The sequence below is a fragment of the Coralloluteibacterium thermophilum genome (assembly GCF_042654365.1).
Taxonomy (GTDB): domain Bacteria; phylum Pseudomonadota; class Gammaproteobacteria; order Xanthomonadales; family Xanthomonadaceae; genus Coralloluteibacterium; species Coralloluteibacterium thermophilum.
Genome location: NZ_JBHSGG010000003.1, coordinates 1 through 24,653, shown reverse-complemented (window position 1 = coordinate 24,653; position 24,653 = coordinate 1). Strand labels below are relative to the sequence as shown.

At 69.5% G+C, this 24,653-nt stretch carries 16 protein-coding genes and 10 tRNA genes; 1 reads left to right on the top strand and 25 read right to left on the bottom strand.

The annotated features are described in order from the left end of the window. Positions 1-100 precede the first annotated feature (100 nt). The 22 genes from ACFO3Q_RS02425 to ACFO3Q_RS02320 all read right to left on the bottom strand — a co-directional run bounded on the left by ACFO3Q_RS02425 (position 101) and on the right by ACFO3Q_RS02320 (position 16,691). On the bottom strand, positions 101-2,065 hold the full coding sequence (locus ACFO3Q_RS02425; protein ID WP_377003017.1) for a SurA N-terminal domain-containing protein: 1,965 nt from the start codon (positions 2,063-2,065) through the stop codon (positions 101-103). A gap of 125 nt (positions 2,066-2,190) precedes the next feature. Next, positions 2,191-2,267, bottom strand: a tRNA-Asp gene (locus ACFO3Q_RS02420). A 114-nt stretch (positions 2,268-2,381) separates the two neighbouring features. Beyond that, positions 2,382-2,458 (bottom strand) — tRNA-Asp (locus ACFO3Q_RS02415). Positions 2,459-2,503: 45 nt separating this feature from the next. After that, positions 2,504-2,578, bottom strand: a tRNA-Val gene (locus ACFO3Q_RS02410). 12 nt (positions 2,579-2,590) lie between these two features. Then, entirely contained in the window at positions 2,591-2,896 is a 306-nt protein-coding gene (locus ACFO3Q_RS02405) for an HU family DNA-binding protein (protein ID WP_377003016.1), read from the bottom strand. Positions 2,897-3,091: 195 nt separating this feature from the next. Beyond that, complete coding sequence (gene lon, locus ACFO3Q_RS02400; protein ID WP_377003015.1) at positions 3,092-5,545, bottom strand: endopeptidase La; 2,454 nt, start codon at positions 5,543-5,545, stop codon at positions 3,092-3,094. A gap of 258 nt (positions 5,546-5,803) precedes the next feature. Further along, positions 5,804-7,087 carry an ATP-dependent Clp protease ATP-binding subunit ClpX gene (gene clpX, locus ACFO3Q_RS02395; protein WP_377003014.1) on the bottom strand — a complete coding sequence of 428 codons (1,284 nt, stop codon included), beginning with the start codon at positions 7,085-7,087 and terminating at the stop codon, positions 5,804-5,806. Positions 7,088-7,181: 94 nt separating this feature from the next. Then, on the bottom strand, positions 7,182-7,805 hold the full coding sequence (gene clpP / locus ACFO3Q_RS02390; protein WP_377003012.1) for an ATP-dependent Clp endopeptidase proteolytic subunit ClpP: 624 nt from the start codon (positions 7,803-7,805) through the stop codon (positions 7,182-7,184). Positions 7,806-7,881: 76 nt separating this feature from the next. Further along, complete coding sequence (gene tig / locus ACFO3Q_RS02385; RefSeq protein ID WP_377003011.1) at positions 7,882-9,177, bottom strand: trigger factor; 1,296 nt, start codon at positions 9,175-9,177, stop codon at positions 7,882-7,884. A 115-nt stretch (positions 9,178-9,292) separates the two neighbouring features. Further along, a tRNA-Leu gene (locus tag ACFO3Q_RS02380) sits at positions 9,293-9,377 on the bottom strand. Positions 9,378-9,411: 34 nt separating this feature from the next. Beyond that, positions 9,412-9,487: transfer RNA gene (locus ACFO3Q_RS02375), tRNA-Lys, on the bottom strand. A 56-nt stretch (positions 9,488-9,543) separates the two neighbouring features. Further along, positions 9,544-9,620 (bottom strand) — tRNA-His (locus tag ACFO3Q_RS02370). 35 nt (positions 9,621-9,655) lie between these two features. Further along, a tRNA-Arg gene (locus tag ACFO3Q_RS02365) sits at positions 9,656-9,732 on the bottom strand. A 67-nt stretch (positions 9,733-9,799) separates the two neighbouring features. Next, a tRNA-Pro gene (locus tag ACFO3Q_RS02360) sits at positions 9,800-9,876 on the bottom strand. A gap of 113 nt (positions 9,877-9,989) precedes the next feature. Next, positions 9,990-10,066: transfer RNA gene (locus tag ACFO3Q_RS02355), tRNA-Arg, on the bottom strand. A gap of 144 nt (positions 10,067-10,210) precedes the next feature. Beyond that, a tRNA-Ser gene (locus ACFO3Q_RS02350) sits at positions 10,211-10,303 on the bottom strand. 127 nt (positions 10,304-10,430) lie between these two features. Then, positions 10,431-10,625: a carbon storage regulator CsrA gene (gene csrA, locus ACFO3Q_RS02345; protein ID WP_377003010.1), complete on the bottom strand. Its 195-nt coding sequence runs from the start codon at positions 10,623-10,625 to the stop codon at positions 10,431-10,433. A 166-nt stretch (positions 10,626-10,791) separates the two neighbouring features. Further along, positions 10,792-13,440 carry an alanine--tRNA ligase gene (gene alaS, locus ACFO3Q_RS02340; protein WP_377003009.1) on the bottom strand — a complete coding sequence of 883 codons (2,649 nt, stop codon included), beginning with the start codon at positions 13,438-13,440 and terminating at the stop codon, positions 10,792-10,794. Between the two features lie 144 nt (positions 13,441-13,584). Further along, on the bottom strand, positions 13,585-14,046 hold the full coding sequence (locus ACFO3Q_RS02335; protein ID WP_377003008.1) for a regulatory protein RecX: 462 nt from the start codon (positions 14,044-14,046) through the stop codon (positions 13,585-13,587). Positions 14,047-14,173: 127 nt separating this feature from the next. Beyond that, positions 14,174-15,208 carry a recombinase RecA gene (gene recA / locus ACFO3Q_RS02330; protein WP_377003007.1) on the bottom strand — a complete coding sequence of 345 codons (1,035 nt, stop codon included), beginning with the start codon at positions 15,206-15,208 and terminating at the stop codon, positions 14,174-14,176. A 177-nt stretch (positions 15,209-15,385) separates the two neighbouring features. Further along, complete coding sequence (gene lexA, locus ACFO3Q_RS02325; RefSeq protein ID WP_377003006.1) at positions 15,386-16,018, bottom strand: transcriptional repressor LexA; 633 nt, start codon at positions 16,016-16,018, stop codon at positions 15,386-15,388. 40 nt (positions 16,019-16,058) lie between these two features. Next, positions 16,059-16,691, bottom strand: a complete 633-nt coding sequence (locus ACFO3Q_RS02320) for a LysE/ArgO family amino acid transporter (RefSeq protein ID WP_377003005.1) — start codon at positions 16,689-16,691, stop codon at positions 16,059-16,061. 114 nt (positions 16,692-16,805) lie between these two features. Here ACFO3Q_RS02320 and ACFO3Q_RS02315 point away from each other — a divergent pair, with 114 nt between their 5' ends. Next, positions 16,806-17,708, top strand: coding sequence for a LysR family transcriptional regulator ArgP (locus ACFO3Q_RS02315; protein WP_377003004.1), 903 nt, complete (start codon positions 16,806-16,808; stop codon positions 17,706-17,708). A gap of 275 nt (positions 17,709-17,983) precedes the next feature. On the opposite strand, the gene ACFO3Q_RS02310 is transcribed toward ACFO3Q_RS02315, so the two are convergent. From ACFO3Q_RS02310 to ACFO3Q_RS02300, 3 genes are all read right to left on the bottom strand, one after another. After that, positions 17,984-18,514 carry a CinA family protein gene (locus tag ACFO3Q_RS02310; RefSeq protein ID WP_377003003.1) on the bottom strand — a complete coding sequence of 177 codons (531 nt, stop codon included), beginning with the start codon at positions 18,512-18,514 and terminating at the stop codon, positions 17,984-17,986. A gap of 211 nt (positions 18,515-18,725) precedes the next feature. Continuing rightward, complete coding sequence (locus ACFO3Q_RS02305) at positions 18,726-20,084, bottom strand: zinc-dependent metalloprotease family protein (RefSeq protein ID WP_377003002.1); 1,359 nt, start codon at positions 20,082-20,084, stop codon at positions 18,726-18,728. A gap of 233 nt (positions 20,085-20,317) precedes the next feature. After that, entirely contained in the window at positions 20,318-24,616 is a 4,299-nt protein-coding gene (locus ACFO3Q_RS02300) for a YadA-like family protein (protein ID WP_377003000.1), read from the bottom strand. Positions 24,617-24,653 lie beyond the last annotated feature (37 nt).

The window sequence follows — 24,653 nt, the reverse complement described above, 5'->3', positions numbered from 1 at the left end:
GTCGCCGTTTTCGTTTCCGGCCCCTGTCCGATCCGCCCCCCGGATACGGAAACGGCGACGGTCTCCCGTCGCCGCTCCGTCACGCCGGGAACGAACGCCCTCAGCGCAGGCGGTCCTCCATGACCGTGATGCGGTACTGGCGGCGCAGCGCGTCGATGTAGTCGCGCATCTCGACCGAGGCGTAGAGCTGCGCGAGCTGGTTGCGCATCATGCCGTGCAGCGGCCCGGTCAGCAGGGCGGTGTCGCCCTCGGCCACCGCATCCACCGCCAGCACCACGTAGTTCTCGCCGACCCGGGCGATGCCGTAGGCGGGCACGCCGTCCTGCGGGTGCGGCAGGCGGAAGGCTTCCGCCACGAGTTCGGGTGCCGGCGCCTGGGCGTTGCGCACGACGCCCGCGGCCGAGCGCAGGGCCAGCGTTTCGGCTTCGGCGAGGGCATCCAGGGTCTCGCCCGCGCGCACGCGCGCCAGCAGCGCCTCGGCGCGCACGCGCGCCGCCTCGGCCCGCTGCTCGCGGAGGTAGTCGGCGACGACGCGCTCGCGGATCGACTCCAGCGGCAGGGGCTCGGCCGGACGGTGCTCGCGCACCCGCACCAGCACGAGATGGTTGGCGCCGAGCTCGATGGCGTCGCTGACCTCGCCGCGCAGGCCCGCCTCGGAGAAGGCGGCGCGCTGCACCTCCGGATGCGCGGCGATGCCCTCGCCCTCGCCGCGCGCGAACGGCGCGGTGGTGCGCAGCGGAAGCTCCAGCTCCTCCGCGGCCGGCGCAAGCGCGGTCGGATCCTGGTAGACGCGGTCGATGAGGCGCCCGCTCAGCTCGCTGTAGGCGCGCTCGCGCGTGGTGCGCACGTACTCGGAGGCGAGCGTCTCGCGGACCGACTCGAACGACTGGCGCTGCCCGCCGCGCACCTCGCGCAGCTGGATCACGTGCCAGCCCTCGCCGGTGCGCACCGGATCGCTCACCTCGCCCGGCTCCAGCGTGTACAGCGCCTGCTCGAAGGCGCCGTCGGCCACGCCCGGCTCCAGCCAGCCGAGGTCGCCGCCGGCCGCGCGCGAACCCAGGTCCTCGGACGCCTCGCGTGCCAGGGCGGCGAAATCCGCCCCTTCGGCACGGGCCTGCGCGGCGATGTCCTCCGCGCGCTCCCGCGCCGCCTGCACGGCCGCCTCGTCGGCATCGGGCGCGACCGCGACGAGGATGTGCGACGCCAGGCGCTGGTCGGCCTGCGTGAAGCGGTTGGACTGCTCCTCGTACAGGCGGCGCAGCGCCGCCTCGCTCGGCTCGCCCACCTCGGGCAGCATCTCCGGGGTGATCTCGACGTACTCCAGCGCGACCTGCTCCGGCTGGCGGTAGGCCGCGGCGTGGTCGCGGTGGAAGGCTTCCAGCGTGGCGGCGTCGGGCTCGGCGACGTCCTCGGCGGCGGGCACCTCGAGCCAGCGCAGGTCGCGGGTCTGCCCGCTCAGGCGGAGGAACTCGCGCACCTCGGCGTCGGCGACCACGGTGCTCTCGGTGATCTCGGTGGGCAGCAGGCGCACCTGCAGGTCGTTGCGCACGCTCTGCTGATAACCCAGCGGCGTGAGGCCGGCGCCCAGCAGGGTCATGCGGTAGCGCTCGCGGTCGAACTGGCCGTCGACCTGGAACGCCGGCTCGCTGGCGATCTGCTCGAACACCATGACGTCGGTCGCCTGCATGCCGCCGCGCAGGGCCTCCAGGCGCAGGAGCTCCTCGTCGACCAGGCGGTCCACCATCTGGCGGCGGGTCTCGGGCGTGTCGAAGTCCCGGGCGTCGAACTGCTCGCCGAGCTGCTCGCGCACCTGCTGGCGGTAGAGCTGGAAGCGCTCCTGGAACTGCTGCTGGGTGATCTCGTGGCGATCCCAGAGCATGCGCACGGGCCATGCGTGCGGCGCCGAGGGCCACCACGTCGGGGGCGACTCGATGCGGGCGACGTGCGTGCCCATGTCGTCGGCGGCGTAACGCTCGACGCCCACGAAGACGAAGGGAATGGCCAGGAGACCGATGATGACGACGGCGATCCAGCCGGTGGTCTTCTCGCGGAGTTTCTGCAGCATTGGCTACGGTGCCGAGCGACGGACGGAACCAGCAAGTCTACCGTCGATGCCACGTGTTCCGCAGCTCCGGCCGTCGCCGGATCGCACCAAAGAAAAAGGACGCCCCAGGGGGCGTCCTTCGAAGATGGCGGAGTGGACGGGACTCGAACCCGCGACCCCCGGCGTGACAGGCCGGTATTCTAACCGACTGAACTACCACTCCGCGCTGTACCGCTCCCGGGACGCCGCGGCGCCTCCGGTCCTGCCTGCGATGCCGTCGCCGGCGATCGCCTTCTCTCGAAAAAAAGGACGCCAGCGAAGGCGTCCTCTTTGTAGGTGGCGGAGTGGACGGGACTCGAACCCGCGACCCCCGGCGTGACAGGCCGGTATTCTAACCGACTGAACTACCACTCCGCGCTTGGTGTTGCACGCCGGCACGGGGCCGGCGCTTGCTGCATCTGGTGGGCGCTGAGGGTTTCGAACCCCCGACCCTCGCCTTGTAAGGGCGACGCTCTACCGCTGAGCTAAGCGCCCTGAGCGAGTTGATCAGTTTACAGCGTCCTTCAGCGCTTTGCCAGCCTTGAACGCCGGATTCTTCGAAGCCTTGATCTTGATGGTCTCGCCCGTCTGCGGGTTGCGGCCGACGCGCGCACCGCGCGAACGCACCTCGAAGGTGCCGAAGCCGACGAGGGTGACCGACTCCTTCTTCTTGAGGGCCTTGGTCACGGTGGCGACAAACGCATCGACCGCGCGGCCGGCGTCGGCCTTCGAAAGGTCTGCAGCACCGGCGATGGCTTCGATGAGCTCGGACTTGTTCATTCTTTTGGACTCCCTGCGCGAGATGACCCGCATTGGTGTTTTGAACCGGGCGCCCCCCTGTAAGCGTTTCCCCACGGGTGGCCCGATCGACTGGAATCGCGGCGCCGGACAGGCTCCGCGATTGCGGCGATTTATAGCAGTGGCACCAGGGGGGCGCAACCGAAAAACCGCGCCGTAGCGCGGTTTCCGGGGTGTCTACGGTTTTTCTCGCGCGTGCGCAAGTGGCCTTCAGTGCGGACGCGTCTCACCCTGCGGATCGCGCGGCTTGCCTTCGCCCGAGCCGCTCGACGCGCCCTCGGTCCCGCCGCCCTCGACCGGCTGCAGCGGACGCTCGAGCGCGATGTCCAGCACCTCGTCGATCCACTTCACCGGAACGATCTCGAGCCCCTCGGTCACGTTCTTCGGGATGTCGGCGAGGTCCTTGCGGTTCTCCTCGGGGATGATCACCGTGCGGATGCCGCCGCGCAGCGCGGCCAGGAGCTTCTCCTTGAGCCCGCCGATGGGCAGCACGCGGCCTCGCAGGGTGATCTCGCCGGTCATCGCCACGTCCGCGCGTACCGGCACCTTCGACAGCACCGAGACCAGGGCGGTCACCATGCCGATGCCGGCGCTGGGGCCGTCCTTCGGCGTCGCCCCCTCGGGAACGTGCACGTGGGTGTCGTTGTTGCGATGGAAGTCCACGTCCAGTCCGAGCCGCGCCGCGCGCGAGCGCACCACCGACAGGGCCGCCGACACCGACTCCTTCATCACGTCGCCGAGGTGGCCGGTGACGATCAGGTTGCCCTTGCCCGGAACGAGGGTGGCCTCGATCTGCAGCAGGTCTCCGCCGACCTCGGTCCACGCCAGGCCGGTCACCTGGCCGATCTCGTTCTCCTGCTCGGCGCGCCCGAAGTCGAAGCGGCGCACGCCCAGGTACTTGTCGAGGTTCTTGGAGCTCACCTGCACCGCGCCGGCCTTGCCCTTGGCCTTCTTCTTCTGCATCGCCTCGGCGCCGGCCAGCGCCAGCTCCTTGACGACCTTGCGGCAGATCTTGGAAATCTCGCGCTCCAGGTTGCGCACGCCCGACTCGCGCGTGTAGTAGCGCACGATGTCGCGCAGCGCGCTCTCGGCGATCCTGATCTCCTCCGGCTTCAGGCCGTTGGCCTTGATCTGCTTGGGGACCAGGTAGCGGGTGGCGATGTTGAGCTTCTCGTCCTCGGTGTACCCGGGGATGCGGATGACCTCCATGCGGTCCAGCAGCGGGCCCGGGATGTTCAGCGAGTTCGCCGTCGCGATGAACATGATCTCGGAGAGATCGAGGTCCACCTCAAGGTAGTGGTCGTTGAAGCTGTTGTTCTGCTCCGGGTCGAGGACCTCGAGCAGCGCCGACGCCGGATCGCCGCGGAAGTCCATGGCCATCTTGTCGATCTCGTCGAGCATGAACAGCGCGTTCTTCGAGCCGACCTTGTTGAGGTTCTGCACCAGCCGGCCGGGCATCGAGCCGATGTAGGTCCGGCGGTGGCCGCGGATCTCGGCCTCGTCGCGCACGCCGCCGAGCGACATCCGCACGAACTTGCGGTTCGTCGCCTTGGCGATGGACTGCCCGAGCGAGGTCTTGCCCACGCCCGGCGGGCCGACCAGGCACAGGATCGGGCCCTTCATCTGGCGCACGCGCGACTGCACCGCGAGGTACTCGAGGATGCGGTCCTTGACCTTCTCCAGGCCATAGTGGTCGGCGTCCAGCACTTCCTGCGCGGCCGCGAGGTCGCGGCGCACCTTGGAGCGCTTCTTCCACGGCACGCCGACCAGCCAGTCGATGTAGTTGCGCACGACGGTGGCCTCGGCCGACATCGGCGACATCTGCTTGAGCTTGTTGAGCTCCGACTTGGCCTTGGTCTCGACGTCCTTGGGCATGCCGGACGCGGCGATCTTGCGCGCGAGTTCCTCGATCTCGTTGGGGGCGTCCTCGAGCTCGCCGAGCTCCTTCTGGATCGCCTTCATCTGCTCGTTGAGGTAGTACTCGCGCTGCGACTTCTCCATCTGCGACTTCACGCGGCCGCGGATGCGCTTCTCGAGCTGCTGGACGTCGATCTCGCCGTCGACGAAACCGATCAGCATCTCCAGGCGCGCGCCCACGTCGAGCTTCTCGAGCAGGGTCTGCTTGTCCGGCAGCCGGATGGCCAGGTGCGCGGCGATGGTGTCGGCGAGACGGCTCGGGTCGTCGATGCCCGACAGCGTCGCCAGGAGTTCCGGCGGCAGCTTGCGGTTCATCTTGACGTACTGCTCGAACAGCGACAGCAGCGAGCGGACGGTCACGTCCAGCTCGCGCTCGTCGCGCTCGTAGTTCGACTCGACCACCTGGCCGGTGGCGGTGAGCGCACCGTCGCGGTCGCCGAAGCCGCTCAGCGCCACGCGCTCCGAGCCCTCGACCAGCACCTTGATGGTGCCGTCGGGCAGCTTGAGCAGCTGGAGCACCTGGGCCAGCGTACCGACCCGGAACAGGTCGGCGGCCTGGGGATCGTCGATGTCGGGACTCTGCTGGGCGACCAGCAGGATCTGCTTGTCGCCTTCCATCGCGAGCTCGAGCGCCTTGATCGAGCGCTCGCGCCCCACGAACAGCGGAATGACCATGTGCGGGTAGACCACCACGTCGCGCAGCGGCAGGACCGGCAGGTCGAGGATGGTGGAAGTGTTCTCGGACATTCGAACTCCTGGAGGAGAGCCGGAGCGGCACGCCCTCGACGTGCCCGGCCGGGCCCTGGCGCACGGCGCCACGCCCGCTGAGATGGGGTCGCACCGGCACCATGCAAGATCCAGCCTGCGCCAGCCCGGGACGGCAGGCAAGGCGTCTTTCGGATCAACGACTTGCGGGTGAACCGCGGCCAACGCCGCAGCCGGCGGCGGATACGAAAAAGCCGCCCCGGAGGCGGCTCTCTCGCTGGACCGGAGCGGGCGGTCGCCCTATTCCGAGGCCGCCCGCGGCTGCTGCGCCGGGGTCGAGTAGATCAGGTAGGGCTCGGCGCGCTGTTCGATGACCGACTCGTCCACCACCACCTTGCTCACGCCCTCGGTGGAGGGCAGCTCGTACATGGTGTCGAGCAGCACGGACTCGATGATGGTGCGCAGGCCGCGGGCACCGGTCTTGCGCTTGAGGGCCTTGCGGGCGATCGCCGAGAGCGCGTCGGGCCGGATCTCGAGCTCGACGCCCTCCATCTCGAACAGCTTCTTGAACTGCTTGGTGACGGCGTTCTTGGGCTCGAGAAGGATCTTGACCAGCGCCTTCTCGTCCAGTTCCTCGAGCGTCGCGACCACCGGCAGGCGGCCGACGAACTCGGGGATCAGGCCGAACTTGATCAGGTCCTCGGGCTCGGCGTCGGCGAGCAGCTTGCCGATGTCGGCCTTGCGGCTCTTGCTCTTGACCTGGGCGCCGAAGCCGATGCCGCCGGCCTCGGTGCTGCGCTGCTGGATGATCTTGTCCAGCCCGGCGAACGCGCCGCCGCAGATGAAGAGGATGTTCTTGGTGTCGACCTGCAGGAACTCCTGCTGCGGATGCTTGCGGCCGCCCTGCGGCGGCACCGAGGCGACGGTGCCCTCGATCAGCTTGAGCAGGGCCTGCTGCACGCCCTCGCCGGAGACGTCCCGCGTGATCGACGGGTTCTCGCTCTTGCGCGAGATCTTGTCGATCTCGTCGATGTAGACGATGCCCGTCTGCGCCTTCTCGACGTCGTAGTCGCACTTCTGAAGGAGCTTCTGGATGATGTTCTCGACGTCCTCGCCGACGTAGCCGGCCTCGGTGAGCGTCGTGGCGTCCGCGATCGTGAAGGGCACGTTGAGCAGGCGCGCCAGCGTCTCGGCCAGCAGCGTCTTGCCCGAGCCGGTGGGCCCGATCAGCAGGATGTTGGACTTCGCCAGCTCGATCTCGTCGTTCTTCTGACGGCTCTCGATGCGCTTGTAGTGGTTGTAGACCGCCACCGACAGCGTCTTCTTGGCGCGGTTCTGGCCGACGACGTACTGATCGAGCACGTCCATGATCTCGCGCGGCTTCGGCAGATGGCTGCGCGCGGCCTGCGCCTTCTCCTCGAGTTCCTCGCGGATGATGTCGTTGCAGAGCTCGACGCACTCATCGCAGATGAACACGCTCGGGCCCGCGATCAGCTTGCGGACCTCGTGCTGGCTCTTTCCGCAGAAGGAGCAGTACAGGATCTTGCCGCTGTCACTGGAACGGCCTTGGCGCTCGTCGGTCATCGCCCGTAGCCCCGCTGGAATGAGTCGGTCTGGAGAGTAGCACTTGCCCCCGGACCGGTCAGCCGGGGGTTCATGAAGCGGTTATCGGCAGGCATCAGGACGGCTGGACGCTCGATTCGGTGCGGCGGTCGATGACCTGGTCGATCAGGCCGTACTCGCGTGCGCCCTCGGCGCTCAGGAAGCGGTCGCGCTCCATGTCGCGCTCGATCTGTTCGAGCGGCTGCCCGGTGTGGTCGGCGTAGATCTGGTTGAGGCGCTGGCGGAGATAGAGGATCTCGCGGGCGTGGATCTCGATGTCCGTCGCCTGGCCGTGCGCGCCGCCGGAGGGCTGGTGGATCATCACGCGCGAGTTCGGCAGCGCGAAGCGCTTGCCCTTCGCGCCCGCCATGAGCAGCAGCGAACCGGCGCTGGCCGCCTGGCCGACGCACATGGTGCTGACGTCGGGCTTGATGAACTGCATGGTGTCGTAGATCGCGAGACCCGCGGTGACCACGCCGCCCGGCGAGTTGATGTAGAGGCTGATGTCCTTGTCCGGATTGTCGGCCTCGAGGAACAGCATCTGCGCGATGACCACGTTGGCCACATGGTCGTCGATCGGCCCCACCAGGAAGATGATGCGTTCCTTGAGCAGGCGCGAGTAGATGTCGTACGACCGCTCGCCGCGGCTGGTCTGCTCGACGACGATGGGGACCAGGTTCAATGCCTTCGGGCTAATCATGGTGCGACTCGATCCTCGTGTGCGGTTGACCTGATCGTGCGGCGGCGCCCACGGCGCCGCCACTCCCGCGTCCGGCTCAGGCCGGACGCATCAGCTCGTCGAAGCTCAGCGTCTGCTCGGTGACGTCGGCGTGGCTGGCCACCCAATCGATGACCTGCTCCTCCATCACCCGCGTCTGCAGGCTGGACATCAGATTGGGATCCTGCCGGTAAAGTTCAACGACCTGCTCCGGCTCCTCGTAGGTCGAGGCGATGAGGGCCAGGGTCTCGCTGACGCGCTTGGGATCCAGGCGAAGCTCGTTCTGGCGCGCGATCTCGCCCAGCAGCAGGCCGGCGGCGACGCGGCGCGAGGCGGCGGGCAGGAAGTTCTCGTGGGCGATCTTCTCGCCCGGGCGGCCCTGCTGCGCGGACTGCTGCTCGGCCTGGCGCGACATGGCGCGGGCCTCGGCCTCGATCAGGCGCGGCGGGAACTCGGTGGACGCGTAGGCGGCGACCAGCTTCTCGACGACCTCGGCGCGCAGGCGGTTCATCAGCGCGCCCTTGAGCTCGCGCTCGAGGTTGCCGCGCACGTCCTTGCGGAACTGCTCGATGTCGCCCGACTTGATGCCGAAGCTGCGGATGAAGGCCTCGTCGACCTCGGGGAGCTGCGGAGCGGACACGCTCTCGACCTTCACGTGCACGGTGGCGGTCTTGCCGGCCAGGGCCTGCACGCGCCAGTCGGCAGGGAACTCGACCTCGACGTCGGCCTCGTCGCCGGCCTTCAGGTCCTTGAGCGCGGCTTCCATGGCAGGCAGCAGCACGCCGGAGCCCAGGATGGTGGTGCCGCGCTCGGCGCCCTCGGCCGGCAGGCGGACGTCGCCGGCCTGCGCGCTGCTCTCCAGCTGGACGAGGTCGCCGTCCTGCGCGGCGCGCTCCACCGGCTCCCAGGTCCGCCGCTGCAGGCGCAGGGTCTCGATCATGCGGTCGACATCGGCGTCGGTGACCTCGGCGACCGGCCGGGTGATGGCCAGGCCGCTGACGTCGATGGTGCCCAGCTCCGGGATCACCTCGAAGGTCGCGACCACGCGGACCTCGTCGCCCTCCTCGCCCGCGGACTCGATGCGCGGCGCGGCGGCCGGGCGCAGCTTCTCCTGGTCGATGGCGGCATTGAGCGTGGAGCGCACCAGCTCGCCCAGCGCTTCCGCGCGTACCTGCTCGCCGTAGCGCTGCTCGATCACCTTGGCCGGCACCTTGCCGGGACGGAAGCCCTTGATGCGCACCGAGCGCGACAGCTCGCGCAGGCGCGAGCCGATCTGCGACTGCAGGCGGTCGCCGGGCAGGCTGACGGTGAGGCGACGCTCGTGGTTACCGACGGTTTCGACCGAGACTTGCATTGCTGATGCTCCTGGACGCGCGTCACGCGCGAGCTGATGCTTCACCCCGCGCGCCACCGCGCAGGCACAAAAAAACCCGCGGAGTACGGTCGCCCCGCACCCCGCAGAACATCGCTGGTGCGAAAGGAGAGACTCGAACTCTCACGGGTTTCCCCACTGGAACCTAAATCCAGCGCGTCTACCAATTCCGCCACTCTCGCGCTTACAGCGACGAACGCGTCGGGTCTTCGAAGATGGTGGGCCGTCAAGGATTCGAACCTTGGACCTACTGATTAAGAGTCAGCTGCTCTACCAACTGAGCTAACGGCCCATCTTAGACCTGCCGCCGCGGCGGCTGCGAACGGACATTATGCCCTATCGCATGTGTGGGGTGGAAGACGGGACTCGAACCCGCGACCCTCGGAATCACAATCCGATGCTCTAACCAACTGAGCTACATCCACCACATCGGAACATCTTACGACCTGCAGCATGCGGATGGCGCGCCCGACAGGAATCGAACCTGCAACCCTCGGCTTAGAAGGCCGATGCTCTATCCGGTTGAGCTACAGGCGCCCGGATGGATCTTCGCACCCTTCAAGCCCGGCCGCATCGCCAACCTCGCGCCGCGACCGTCTGCGGATGGTCGGGGTAGAGGGATTCGAACTCTCGACATCCAGCTCCCAAAGCTGGCGCTCTACCAGGCTGAGCTATACCCCGAAGTCCGTCCCGCACACCTACCTACCGCCACTGCCTGCCACCGACCGTCAACACCGTGCGAAGCATGCTGCCGGCCAGAACAAAAAGGGTGCCGAAGCACCCTTCCTGCCGTATGGCGCGCCCGGAGAGATTCGAACTCCCGACCCCCAAGTTCGTAGCCTGGTGCTCTATCCAACTGAGCTACGGGCGCAGAAGCGAGATTATGAAGCGTTGCCACATCGTCCGTCAACGACTTTTTCATCATCGACGTCGTGTCGCAGATGCCATGCGACGGCACGATCCCGCACCGTGTCGTCGCACGCGAACGCCGCCCTGGGGCGGCGTTCGCTAAGGCTGGCGGAGAGTGAGGGATTCGAACCCTCGATGGAGCTTTTGACCCCATACTCCCTTAGCAGGGGAGCCCCTTCGGCCTCTCGGGCAACTCTCCGTGTTCCGTGGCGGCGCGCCTGGGCGCCCCGCCTGTCTCTCACGCCGCGGCCGATGCAACCGGCCGACGACCCCGAGAGCGGTCGCACAGCATAGCGACTCGCCGCTCCCGGGTAAACCGCATCCGGTCAGCGGGAGCCCTGCGGCTCCTCGCTCTCGCCTTCGCGATGGATGCGGTCGTAGATCTCCTCGCGGTGAACGGCGACGTTCTTGGGCGCAGTGATGCCGATGCGCACCTGGTTGCCCTTCACACCGAGCACGGTGACGGTGACTTCGTCGCCGATCATCAGGGTTTCGCCGACCCGGCGGGTCAGAATCAACATAAGCTCTCCTCGCCGACACGTCCCTGCATCGGGTCTGCCCATCGCCGCATCCTGCGTCGAACAGGTCGATAATTCCCCGGGAAAAGCCGCGCGACCGCGCGACCACGAAGCACGTGATCGTAGCGAACCGCTGCCCCCCGGTGCAATGCGCCGGAGGTCATGTCCCTCACCCCAGTTTGGCCTGCAGCCAGCCTGGGACGTCCGCGAGCGCCTCGACCAGGGCCGGGCCGTCGGGACCGCCGCCCTGGGCCATGTCGGGCCGACCGCCGCCCTTGCCGCCGATCCGTCCGGCGACATGGGCGAGGAGCTCTCCGGCCTTGACCCGCCCCAGCGCCGCACCGTGGACGGCGGCGACCAGGGCCGCCTTGCCGTCGGTCGCCGACGCCAGCACCACGACCGCATCGCCGAGCTGCTGCTTCAGCCGGTCGACCGCCTCGCGCAGCGCCTTGGGCTCGATGCCCTCCAGCCGCGCGGCGACCACCTTGACGCCGCCGACCTCGACCGCGCCGGCGGCGAGTTCGCCCGCAGCGCCCGCCGCGGCCTTGGCCTTGATCGCCTCCAGCTCCTTCTCGAGCCGCTTCTGGCGCTCGAACACCTGGCGGAGCTTCTCGAGCATGCCCTCGCCCGCCGCGCCGAGCAGCTGCGCGGCCTCGCCGAGCCTGCGCTCCTCCTCGGCGACGTGGTCCAGCGCGCCCTGCCCGGTCACCGCCTCGATGCGGCGGACGCCCGCGGAGATGCCGCCCTCGGACACGATCTTGAACAGCCCGATGTCGCCGGTGCGGCTGGCATGCGTGCCGCCGCAGAGCTCGGTGGAGAACCCGCCCATGCGCAGCACGCGCACCTCGTCGCCGTACTTCTCGCCGAACAGGGCCATGGCGCCGGCATCGAGCGCGTCCTGCATCGCCATGTGCCGGACCTCGACCTCGGCGTTGCCGCGGATCTCCGCGTTCACCAGGCGCTCGATCTCCGCCAGCTCCGCGGGCCCGATCGGCTGGAAGTGCGAGAAGTCGAAGCGCAGGCGCTCGGGCGCGACCAGCGAGCCCTTCTGCTGCACGTGCGTGCCGAGGACCTTGCGCAGGGCGGCATGCAGCAGGTGCGTGGCCGAATGGTTGAGCACGGTGGCCTGCCTGCGCGCGACGTCGATGCGCGCGCCGACCGTGTCGCCGACCGCGAGCGTGCCCTGCTCCAGATGGCCCACGTGGCCGTGGAAGGCGCCCGAGAGCTTCTGCGTGTCGGTCACCGCGAAGCGCAGGCCCGGGCCGAGCAGTTCGCCCTGGTCGCCGACCTGGCCGCCGGACTCGGCGTAGAACGGCGTGCGGTCGAGCACGACCACCGCCGCGTCGCCGCTGTCGAGCCGCTCGACCGGTTTGCCCTCGCGCAGGATGGCCAGCACCCGCCCCTCGCCGGTATGCGCGTCGTAGCCGTCGAAGACGGTCGGCGCGAGCGTGCTCGCGAGCTCGGCGGGCAGCGTGACCGCACCCGCGAACTGGCTGGCGGCGCGCGCGCGCGCGCGCTGCGCCTGCATCGCCGCCTCGAAGCCCGGCATGTCCACGCGCAGGCCGCGCTCGCGCGCGATGTCCGCGGTGAGATCCACCGGGAAGCCGTAGGTGTCGTAGAGGCGGAACACGTCCTCCCCGGCGATCACGCCGCCCGAGGCGCGCGCGGCCACGTCCTCGAACACCTTCATGCCGGAGTCCAGCGTCTCGGCGAAGCGCGCCTCCTCGGCCGCCAGCGCGGCCTCGATGGTCTCGCGTCCGGCGACCAGCTCCGGATACGCGGCGCCCATCTCCTCGACCAGGGGTTCGAGCATGCGGTGGAAGAAGGCGCCGCGCACGCCCAGCATCCAGCCGTGGCGCAGGGCGCGGCGGATGATCCGGCGCAGCACGTAGCCGCGGCCCTCGTTCGAGGGCAGCACGCCGTCGGCGATCAGGAAGGCGCAGGCGCGGATGTGGTCGGCGATGACCCGCAGCGACCCGTTCGCCAGGTCCTCGGTGCCGGTGAGCGCCGCCGCATGGCGGATCAGGCGCTGGAACAGGTCGATCTCGTAGTTCGAGTGCACGTTCTGCAGCACTGCGGCGAGGCGCTCCAGCCCCATGCCGGTGTCGACGCAGGGCGCCGGCAGCGGCAGCAGGGTGCCGTCGGGCTGGCGGTCGAACTGCATGAAGACCAGGTTCCAGATCTCGATGTAGCGGTCGCCGTCCTCGTCCGGCGAGCCGGGAGGGCCGCCGGGGATCGCCGGACCGTGGTCGTAGAAGATCTCGGTGCAGGGGCCGCAGGGACCGGTGTCGGCCATCTGCCAGAAGTTGTCGGAGGCGTAGGGCGCGCCCTTGTTGTCGCCGATGCGCACGATGCGGTCGGCCGGCACGCCCACCTCGTCGTGCCAGATCCCGTAGGCCTCGTCGTCGGTGTGGTAGACCGTGACCAGCAGGCGCTCCGGCGCCAGGCCCCAGACCCGGGTGAGCAGCTCCCAGGCCCAGAGGATGGCATCGCGCTTGAAGTAGTCGCCGAACGACCAGTTGCCCAGCATCTCGAAGAAGGTGTGGTGGCGCGCGGTGTAGCCGACCTGGTCGAGATCGTTGTGCTTGCCGCCGGCGCGCAGACAGCGCTGCACGTCCGCCGCACGCACGTAGCCCGGCTTCTCGCTGCCGAGGAAGACGTTCTTGAACTGCACCATGCCCGAGTTGGTGAACAGCAGCGTCGGGTCGTTGCCGGGGACCAGGGTGCTCGACGGCACGATGGTGTGTCCGCGCTCGCGGAAGAAGTCGAGGAAGTCCTGGCGGATCGATTGGGTGGTCTTCATTACGGGGCGTGGCATGGCGCTGGCGATGGGGACGGACGCGGCCGCACGTGGCGGGGCACCCGCATGCGCGGGCGCCTGGAAGCCATGGCGGGCCCGGCGGACCGGGCCGGAAAGCCTAGCATCGGCGCGCCCTGCGCGCCGCCCTCGCGACGGCCGCGCTCAGGCGTCCGGGTCGCACAGCGCCTCGACGGCGGCGTAGGCGTCGTCGCGCCCGAAGCCGCGCCGGAGCAGAAGCTCGACGGCCTTGCGCCGGCGCACCGGATCCTCCAGGTCCGCGACCGCGAACCGCCGGCCCACGAGGTCCTCGGCCACGGCCCGCCAGGAGGCCACCTCCTCCGCCATCGCCGCGTCGATATCGGCGGTATCGACGCCGTGCTGTTCCAACTCCATGCGCACCCGCAGCGGGCCGTAGCCGCCGGCGGCGCGGGTACGCACCAGGGTCTGCGCGAAACGCGCATCGTCCTGCCAGCCCTTGCCGGAGAGTGTCTCCACCGCCTCGCGCGCGGCCTCGGGCTCCACGCCCTTGGCCACCAGCTTGCGGGCAAGCTCGCGCCGCGAATGCTCGCGCCGGGCGAGCAGGCCGATGGCCCGGGCGACGGGATCGGGCGGCGGGCGGCTCACGCGCGCCCTCCTGCGCGCGCGGCGCCCGTCGCGACCGGCGCCGGCACGTCCGCGGGCGCCGGACCGCACAACGCACTGCCCCGGCCGGAGCCGGGGCAGGTCGGATCGCGGAGCAATGCGCTGGCCATCAGGCCTCGACGCCCTCCGCGTTCTCCTCGCCGATGACGAGGTCGGGCACGAACAGCTCGCGCAGCTTCTGCTCCAGCTCGGCGGCGGCCGCGGGATTGTCCTTCAGCCACTGGCGGGCGTTCTCCTTGCCCTGGCCGATGCGCTCGCTGCCGTAGCTGTACCAGGCACCCGCCTTGTCCACGAGCTTGGCGGTCACGCCCATGTCGATCAGTTCGCCCTCGCGGCTGATGCCCTCGCCGTAGAGGATCTCGGTGACGATCTGCTTGAAGGGCGGCGCCAGCTTGTTCTTGACCACCTTGATCTTGGTCTGGTTGCCGATGATCTCGTCGCCCTTCTTGACCGCGCCGATGCGGCGGATGTCCAGGCGGACCGAGGCGTAGAACTTCAGCGCGTTGCCGCCGGTGGTGGTCTCGGGGCTCTGGCCCGGCATCATGACGCCGATCTTCATGCGCAGCTGGTTGATGAAGATCACCAGGCAGTTGGAGCGCTTGATGTTGCCGGTCAGCTTGCGCAGCGCCTGGCTCATCAGGCGCGCCTGCAGGCCCGGGAGCTGGTCGCCCATCTCGCCCTCGATCTCGGCGCGCGGGGTGAGCGCGGCGACCGAGTCGACCACCACCATGTCCACGGCGTTCGAGCGCACCAGCATGTCGGCGATCTCGAGCGCCTGCTCGCCGGTGTCGGGCTGCGAGACCAGCAGGTCGTCGACGTTGACGCCGAGCTTCTGCGCGTAGACCGGGTCGAGCGCATGCTCCGCGTCGACGAAGGCGGCGGTGCCGCCGTTCTTCTGGCACTGCGCGATCGCCTGCAGGGTCAGCGTGGTCTTGCCCGAGGACTCGGGACCGTAGATCTCGACGACGCGCCCCTTGGGCAGGCCGCCGATGCCGAGCGCGATGTCGAGCATCAGCGAGCCGGTGCCGATGACCTCGGCCGCCTCGATGCTCTTGTCGCCCATGCGCATCACCGCGCCCTTGCCGAACTGCTTCTCGATCTGGGAGAGCGCCGCGGTCAGGGCCCGCTTCTTGTTGTCGTCCATCGAAGATTTCCTCGGGGTATTCGGATGTGCTGGGAGAAGCTTAGCGAGGGTGCGTCGCAGGGGCTGCGACACCGCCGCCGGCGACGATAGGGATGCAGGCGGGCCGGCATCGCCCGCGGGCCGCCGCGGCCGCGGTAGGAATTCGCCGCACGCGGGCCGGGCGGCATGACCGCGCCGTCACCGGTTGGGCCTGACCAGGCCGCAGTAGAGGCCCTCGATGGCGAAGTCCTGGTCCGGGCGCACCTCGATGGGCGCGTAGTCCGGGTTGCGCGGCAGCAGGCGGATGCGGTCCTTGCCGATCTTGAGCAGCTTGACGGTGATCTCGTCCTCGATGCGCGCGACCACGATCTGCCCCGAACGCGCCTCGCGCGTGCGGTGCACGCCGATCAGGTCGCCGTCGAAGATGCCCTCGTCGCGCATGGAGTCGCCCTGCACCCGCAGCAGATAGTCCGGCGCCGGGGAGAAGAACACCCGGTCGAGCAGGACCACCTCCTCGCTGCCGATGTCGGCGCCGATGGGCAGGCCAGCCGCGACGCGGCCGAGCACCGGCAGCCGCAGCGCATCGGCGTCCGATGCCGGCGGCAGCGCGGCCTCGGGCGGCTGCACCAGACGGATGCCGCGCGCCTGGCCGGGCACGCGACGGATGGCGCCGGCCTGCTCCAGGGCCTCCAGGTGGTACTGCGCGGCGCGCACGCCCTTGAAACCGAGGGCCGCGGCGATCTCCGTCTGCGACGGCGGGACGCCATCGGCCGCGATGCGGTCGGCGATCAGGCGCAGGATGGACTGCTGGGTCTCGGTGAGCGGCTGCATGTTAGTAGTAATACTACTAACCACCGCCCGGACGCAACGATCAGATGCCCTTGGCGAGCAGGCCCGCGGCGAGTCCGATCATCACCACGGCGATCAGCGCATCGAGCACGCGCCAGGCGGTCGCCTTCTGGAACAGCGGCGCGAACAGGCGCGAGCCGACCGCAAGCACCAGCAGCCACAGCACGCTGGCGGTGATGACCCCGCCCGCGAACAGCAGCCGGGTCTCGGCGAAGCTGTCGGCCAGCGCGCCGATGACCACCATGTCCAGCCAGAAGTGCGGATTGAGCAGGGTGAAGCCGAGCGCGGCGAGCATGGCCGCGCGGCGCGAGGGCACGGCGACCTTCGCCGCCTGCAGGCCGCTTTCCGCCCGCCAGGCGCGCAAGGCCGACTGCACGCCGTACCACGACAGGAAGGCGACGCCGAACCACAGCACCGCCTGGGTCAGCCACGGCACCATGCCGGTCAGCAGCTGCAGGCCGAGGACGCTGAGGGTGATCAGCAGCGCGTCGGTGAGCGCGCAGACCAGGATGATGCTCTTCAGGTGCGCACGCATCAGGCCCTGGCGCAGGATGAAGGCGCTCTGTGCGCCGACCACGGCGAACAGGCCGAGGCCGGTGGCGGTGCCGGTGAGCCAGGCGGTGACGGCGGGGGTGGCGAGCGTTGCGGACAGCATGCGGATTCCAGAAACGGGGCGTTGGAAGGGACTGCCCCTTCAGATGGGCGCCATCCTGCACCGCAGCAAGCCTGAAACAGAGCTAATTTTTCTAAATCGTCTTAAGCTACGCTAATGGACCATGCCCAGCTCAAGGCGCTGGCGGCGGTGGTGCGCGAAGGCAGCTTCGAGAAGGCGGCCGCCGCGCTGCATGTCACCCCGTCGGCCATCTCCCAGCGCATCAAGGCGCTGGAGAACCGCATCGGCCGGCTGCTCCTGCAGCGCGGGACGCCGACGGTGGCCACGCCGGACGGCCAGATCCTCGTGCAGCTCGCGGAGCAGACCGCCCTGCTGGAACACGACGCGCTCGAGCGCCTCGGCGTGCAGGACGAGGCGCGGACGCACGCCAGCATCTCGGTGGCGGTCAACCACGACAGCCTGGCGACCTGGTTCCTCGACGCCATGGTGCTGTTCGCGGCACGGACCACCGCCACCCTCGACCTGCAGTCCGAGGACCAGGACCACACCATCAGCCTGCTGCGCCAGGGCGCCGTGCTGGCCGCGGTGACCGCGCGCGACGAGCCGGTGCAGGGCTGCCGCATCCACCCGCTCGGGAGCATGGCCTACGCGCCGACCTGCAGCCCGGCCTTCCACGAGCGCTACTTCTCCAGGGGCGTGAACGCGGCCTCGCTGGCGCAGGCCCCGGTGCTGGTGTTCAACCGCAAGGACGCGATGCAGGCGCGGTTCGTGCGCAAGATCATCGGCGATGCGCCGTGGAATCCGCCCGTGTGGTGGCTGCCTTCGGCGCGCGCCTTCGTCCGCGCCGCGCTCGCCGGCCTGGGGTGGACCATGAATCCCCTGCCCCTGGTCCAGGACCATCTCGACCGCGGCGAACTGGTGGTCCTGCGCACCCGCATGCGCGAGGAGGCCCCGCTGTTCTGGCAGCACTGGCGCATGCGCTCGGCCCTGATGGACCAGCTCACCGACGCGGTCCTGGAAGCCGCAGCCCGCTTCACCCGCAGCGCACGGCGGGGGTAGGGCTTGGGGCTTGGGGCTTGGGGCTTGGGGCTTGGGGCTTGGGGCTTGGGGCCTGGGGCCTGGGGCCTGGGGCCTGGGCCTGGGCCTGGGCCTGGGGCCTGGGGCCTGGGGCCTGGGGCCTGGGGCCTGGGGCCTGGGGCTTGGGGCTCAGGGCAGAGGCCACTTGCGCCCTACGCCCTACGCCCTACGCCCTACGCCCTACGCCCTACGCCCTGCGCCCTATGCCCTACGCCCTATGCCCTGCGCCCTGCGCCCTGCGCCCTGCGGCCAGCTTCCTAGCCCTCTTCCCCGACCAGCTCCAGCAGGCCCCGGAGCGCCACCGCCACCGTCTGGCGGCGGATCGCCTCGCGGTCGCCGTCGAAGCGGTACAGGGTGGCGCGGGTGTAGCCGCCGCGCTGTTTCCAGGCGACCCAGACCGAGCCGACCGGCTTGTCGGGGGTGCCGCCACCGGGGCCGGCGATGCCGGTGACCGCCACCGCGAGGGTGGCGCCGGAGTTCGCCAGGGCGCCGGCGACCATCTCGTGCGCGGTCTCGCGACTGACCGCGCCGTGGGTCTCCAGCGTCTGCGGGCGCACGCCGAGCAGGGCCTGCTTGGCCTCGTAGCTGTAGGCGGCCATGCCGCAGTCGAACCACGCGGAGCAGCCGGGCACGTCGGTCACGGCCTTGGCGATCCAGCCGGCGGTGCAGCTTTCGGCCGTCACCAGCCGGTGGTGGCGCGCGAGGAGAACCTCGCCGAGCCGGGCCGAGAGGGCGCCGAGGGCCGCGTCGTCCACGGCGGCGGGAGGAGCGGGATGCAGGTCGGACATCGCCGCATCATAAGCTCTGCGGCGCTTTCAGCGATCAGACCCGAATCCCGATCACGCGGGCCGCAAGCCGTAAGCCTCAGTGCATAGGAACCTGGGCGACTGCACCCATCGCCTCTGCCTATTCCGCCATGAGCGGAACCACGCGCCGTTCCAGACGGAGCACCACGAGAAGAGGCCCGCGTATAACGCGGCCCCCTTCAAACCGCCACACCTATTGCAGCAACCCATGGATAGCGTGGCCGGAGCTCTCTTGCGCGATGGGAATGTAGAGCGGAACCTGCCCACCTCCACTCCCGCCCACCCTCCAAACGCCCCCTTGAGGCGGCGGATAAAAATCAGCAACCAACTGCTTCGTCTCGTTTATCGCGCGGACGTTGTCACGAACATCCGCATCACCGGCGACAATGCCCAGGTGAGAGTTACTGGGGGAAGAAAAAAGGGCGAGCCTGGCACAGCCGGGAGGGTGGCAACCGGAAGCCATGATTGTCGCCCAGTCACTAGATTCATCCTCTTCGGCCGCCGAAAAGTAAAACGCATGCCCATATGGGTACGCGGGATTAGAGGGCACGGGGTCGGGCTGGTGATCAGCCCCCAGAAGATGACCAATCTCGTGCGTCAAGCTACCGCTAATTATACAAGAACGCTGCACTGCGACCAGCGCAGTCTCAGCCGTAGCCTTAATCTGCGCCGCACCGCCACAGTTATCTGCCGCCCCTGTGTCGACGACGGCCACGACAATATCCGCACGCTCCTGATTTCGCGCGCGATGAAGGAGACCCAAAGGACCGAACTGCCCTTCGCGCAGATCATATACTGCCTGCTCAACGGTCGACTCGACATACGGAACGAGCGCAAACGCTGCAATTTGCAACTGAAGCCCGGCACCGCTCGCAACGAAGATCTGCTGAGAGTCCATAACAGCACCCGTCAACTCATCAGCGACATCTTGCCATGTGCCCTCCCCGACAACTCTCGGAGTGAAGCCAACGGCCACTCGAATCACCGGCGACTCTGATGATTGATCGACCCGACCGACATCGGGCATATCCTTCGACCCCTCCGGAGATTCCCGAAAAATGACGTCATCACCTTCCTGCATCCTGCTGAGATCCCACTTTATCAGCGCGTGCGCTCCAGATCTGAGAGGCCTAATGGAGTAGCTTGCACCGGGCAGACGAATCGTACCCACCAGCCGTTGGTCGCGAAGAGTGAGTCGCACATTCGGTACAGGCCCCTCCTCGGCACCGGCGCTGAAACCGACCCACTGCATGGCCGATGATCGTCCGGGGCCCATGGCTGCAGCGCTCGCCTCACCGTCCTTCACTGCCACCAGGTCGACATCGAATAGGTCAAGGACAATCTGATCGGAGGCGAGACCGTTGCCGTCCACGCTCACCTTCCGAACCCACTCTACGAACTGATCTTTTCCCAAGGCTGAAAGCTGCTCTGCATCAGCATCAGAGGAAACGTGAGGGCCGGGCGAACCCAGTACCCGCTGAACGCCTTCCTGTGCCGCGACCGAACCTGCCAGCAGCACCGCAGCTACAGCAAGCAACTTCCTAACTCCCATACTTCCTCCTTGAAAATGCCATTTGCGGCTATTCCAGTTTAGCGCCTCGACCGCCACCCGCTACCTAGGGCTACCCCCATGTAAATACGCAAGTGCACCCCGGGGATCCATAGGCAGCGGTGGCGTTCAATCGCATGATCCACCATGCGTCACTCGGGTTTGAGCGCGGCCCCTTGCGGAGCCGCGCGACGTCCCTGTCGCCCGCCGGCGCGTGCCGGCGGGCCCGTCCTGCGTCACCACACCAAGGCCGCACCCACGCCCACGCTCCCGTCGCCGCGGGTGTTGGTGCTGGCGTTGACCTTGTAGATCCAGCGGCCGTCCTCCGAGATCCGCGACATGCCGACGGCGAAGCCCGACTCGCCGTGGTAGCTGCCCGCCGCCACCGCCATGGAGTTCTGGTTCGGCTGGTAGGCCTGCGGCAGGCTGGCCATCGCCACCGCCGCCGCGATGCCGGCGTTGGCGCGGCTGCTCAGCCGGTCGAGGTTGCGGTCGAAGCTGTCCATCCGCTGGTCGACGTAGTTGCGGGTCCAGTCCCGGTTCTCCTGCATGGTCGCGGTCAACTGGTTGACGTTCACCGCATCGGTGCCGGCGGTGCCGGGCGCGACGTTGGTGATCTGCCGTTCCGCACCGGCCGCCCCCACCGAGACGGTGTTGGCGCGGTCGGCGACCGAGCCGGCGCCGAGGGCGACGCTGTTGTCGGCGGTCGCGGAGGAGCCGGAGCCCAGCGCGGTGCTGCCGGTACCGGCGGCATTCGCATTGGGGCCGACGGCCGAGCTGCGGTCGCCGCTGGCGGTGGCCCCGGTGCCGACGGCCAGGGAGGTGTCGCCCGAGGCCACGGCGCCGGCGCCGGTCGCGGCGGAGTCGTTGCCCGACGCGGAGGCGTACGGGCGGCCGCTGGCGTTGTTGACCTGGGAGAAGCCCGCCCTGCCCTCGGTCAGGTCCTCGACCCGGCCGGCGAGCTCGCCCACGTTGTCGCCCATGCTCGTGATCGTCTCCACGATCGAGTAGATCTGGCTGCCGTTGACAGCATCCGTGGAGTCGGCGGTGATGCGGCCGGCCGCGACGTTCTGGATCTGCCGCTCCGCGCCCTCCGCACCCACGCTGACCGCGCCGACCGGATTGCTGCCGGCGAAGCCGTCGTAGGTCACACCGTTGATGGTGGCGCTGTCCACGCCCACCGCCTCGCGGCTGACCGAGCCCGCACCCAGCGCGACGTCGTTGGGATTGTTCGCCACCGCGCCGGCACCGACCGCAGTGGAGTTGTCGGCGACGGCGTTCGAGCCCGCACCGATGGCGGAGGCGTTCTCGCCACTCGCGGTCGCACCCGTGCCCACCGCGGTCGAGTTGTCGGCCACCGCGTTCGAGCCGGAGCCGATCGCCGAGGCGTTGTTGCCCGCGGCGTTCGAGCCCGCACCCACGGCCGAGGCGTTCTCGCCGCTCGCGGTCGCGCCCGAGCCGACGGCGGTGGCGTTGTCCGCGACCGCATTCGAACCGGAGCCGATCGCCGAGGCGTTGTCGCCCACCGCGTTCGAGTCCGCACCCACGGCGGTCGCGCCGTTGCCGTCGGCGACGGCACCGCCGCCCGCGGCCAGGGCGTCGTCGCCCGTGGCGTTGCTGCCGTCGCCGACGGCGACGCTGTTGTCGCCGTCCACCGTGCCGCCGCCGATGCCGCCACCGCCGCCGGCCTCGATCTGGGCGACGCGGTTCTCGAGGTCGGCCATCTGGTCGCCCAGCTGCGTCACGTTGTTCACGACCTGGGTGATGCTCTGGTTGGTGGCGAAGAGCTGCGAGCCGTTGATGGCGTCCGTGCTGGTCTCCGAGATCTCGCCCGGCGCCACCCCGGTCAGCACGCGTGCGGCGCCGGTGTTGTTGGCGAAGTTCACCAGGCCGCCGTCGGTCCCGGCCGCCACCGTGATGACGCGGGTCGCGGCGTCCTGCTGCACCAGGCCCAGGCCACCCGTGGCGATGCTCTCCTCCAGGCTGGCGATGCTGCTCTCGTTGGCCGTGGTGCGGCCGTCGATGTTGGTGATGGCGTCGCCGAGGTTGGTCACCAGCGTCGTGCCGCCGGCGCCGTCGCCCACGGTGTACTGCGGCCCGGTGAAGGCGCCGGTGCTCGGGTCGTAGGCGGCACCGCCGCCGAGACCCTCGGCGAGCGCGCCGCCCAGGGTCTGGGAGACGCCACGGAGCTGGGCCACGTTCACCGCGTCGGTGTCCGCCTCGCCCGCCGCCAGGTTGGTGATCTGCCGCTCGTTGCCGCTGGTACCGATCGAGACCTCGCCGGCGCTGTCCTGCGGGTCGGTCAGGCCGAAGGCGCTGTAGCCGGCCTGCACGCCGCGGACCGTCGTCGACCCGGCGCCCAGCGCCACGCTGTCGGCATGGGCGGCGGTGGCATCCGCGCCCAGCGCCAGGCCGCGCTCGGCCCCGGTCTGGGTCATCGCGTTCTGCCCCACCGCGATCGAGCGGTCGCCCTGGGCCAGGGCGCCGACATACGGGTCGTTCTCGTCGGGACCGGAATTGGCCTGGAAGTAGGCCAGGGTCAGCGTTCCGGTCTCCAGGTCCTCCTGGAGCTGGTTGTAGACGTTGGTCAACTGCTGGTTCAACTGCCCCAGGTTGACGGCCTCGTCGTCCTGGTTGGCGGCGGCGACGCCGGTCAGTACCCGCGCCTCACCGGCGCTGTTGGCGAAGTCCACGGTGGTACCGCCGCTCTGCGCACCGACGGTGATGACCTCCGTCGGGCCCGCCTGCCGCACCAGGCCGACGCTGCCCTCGGCGATGCTCTCCTGCAGCTCGCTGATGGCGCTTTCGTTGTTGACCGTCCGGCCGTCGATGTTGGTGATGGCATCGCCGAGGTTGGTCACCAGCGTCGTGCCGCCGGCGCCGTCGCCCACGGTGTACTGCGGCGGCGTGAAGGTACCCGTCGCCGGGTCGTAGGCCGCGCCGCCGCCCACGATGCCCGCCACGCCCTGGCCCTGCTGCGCCACGATGGCGTCCTGTGCGGCCAGCGCGTCGCCGATGGTGGTGTAGGCGGTCCCGCCGATGGCATAGGTCGGCCCGGTGAAGGCCCCCGTCACCGGGTCGTAGAGCGCGCCGCCGCCCAGTGCCGCCGCGACGTCGCCGATGCCCTGGCGGGTCGCGTAGAGCTGCGAGCCGTTGATGGCGTCGAGGCTGGTCTCCGAGATCTCCCCGTCCGCCACGCCGGTCAGCACGCGCGCATCTCCGGCGTTGTTGGTGAAGTCCACCGTGTCGCCGTCGGTCCCGGCCGCCACCGTGATGACGCGGGTCGTAGCGTCCTGCTGCACCAGGCCGACCGTGCCCTCCGCCAGGCTCTCCTCGAGGCTGGTGGTGCGGCCATCGATGTTGGTGATCGCACCCTCCACGCCGGTCACCGGCGTGCCGCCCACCATATAGGTCGGGGCGCTCAGAGTGCCGGTCGCGGGGTCGTAGGTCGAGCCGCCGCCCAGCGCCGCCGCCGTGGTGCTGCCCTGGGTGCTGACCAGGTTGTCCTGCGCGAGCAGGGCGTCGCCGACGTTGGTGTATGCACCGCTCGCCAGGATGTAGACCGGGCCGCTGAACTCGCGCGTGATCGGGTCGACCGTGGCGCCACCGCCATAGGTCTGCGCGAGGGTCTGGCGCATCTCGAACATCTGCGCACCGCTGATGGCATCGGTGCTGGTCTCGGAGATGTCGCCCATCGCGACGCCGGTGAGCACGCGCGCTGCGCCGGCGTTGTTGGTGAAGTCCACGGTGTCGCCGTCCGTCCCGGCCGCCACCGTGATGACGCGGGTGGTGGCGTCCTGCTGCACCAGGCCGACCGTGCCCTCGGCGATGCTCTCCTCCAGGCCGGCGATGCTGCTCTCGTTGGCCGTCGTCCGGCCGTCGATATTGGTGACGGCGTCGCCCAGGTTGTTCACCACGGTGGTGCCGCCGGCGCCGTCGCCCACGGTGTACTGCGGCGGCGTGAAGGTGCCCGTCTCCGGATCGTAGGCCGCGCCGCCGCCCACGATGCCCGCCACGCCCTGACCCTGCTGCGCCACGATGGCGTCCTGTGCGGTCAGCGCGTCGCCGACGTTGGTGTAGGGCGTCCCGCCGATGGCATAGGTCGGCCCAGTGAAGGCGCCCGTCACCGGGTCGTAGAGCGCGCCGCCGCCCAGTGCCGCCGCGACGTCGCCGACGCCCTGCCGGGTCGCGTAGAGCTGGGAGCCGTTGATGGCGTCGAGACTGGTCTCCGAGATCTCGCCGTCCGCCACGCCGGTCAGCACGCGTGCGTCGCCGTCCACGTTGGCGAAGGTCACGCTGCCGCCGCCGACCTGGGCGCCGACAGTGATCTCGCCGTCCTCGACCGGCTGGCGCACCAGGCCGACGGTACCGCCCTCCAGCTCCGCCAGCGCGCTCTCCAGCGAGCCGATGGCGCTCTCGTTGTTGATCGTGCGGCCGTCGATGTTGGTGATGGCGTCGCCGAGGTTGGTCACCACGGTGCTGCCGCCCATGCCGTCGCCGATGGTGTACTGCGTCGGCCCTGAAGAACCCCTCATAGCCAGCAGCCATGCGGCCTGTGGCGCCGAGGGGTCG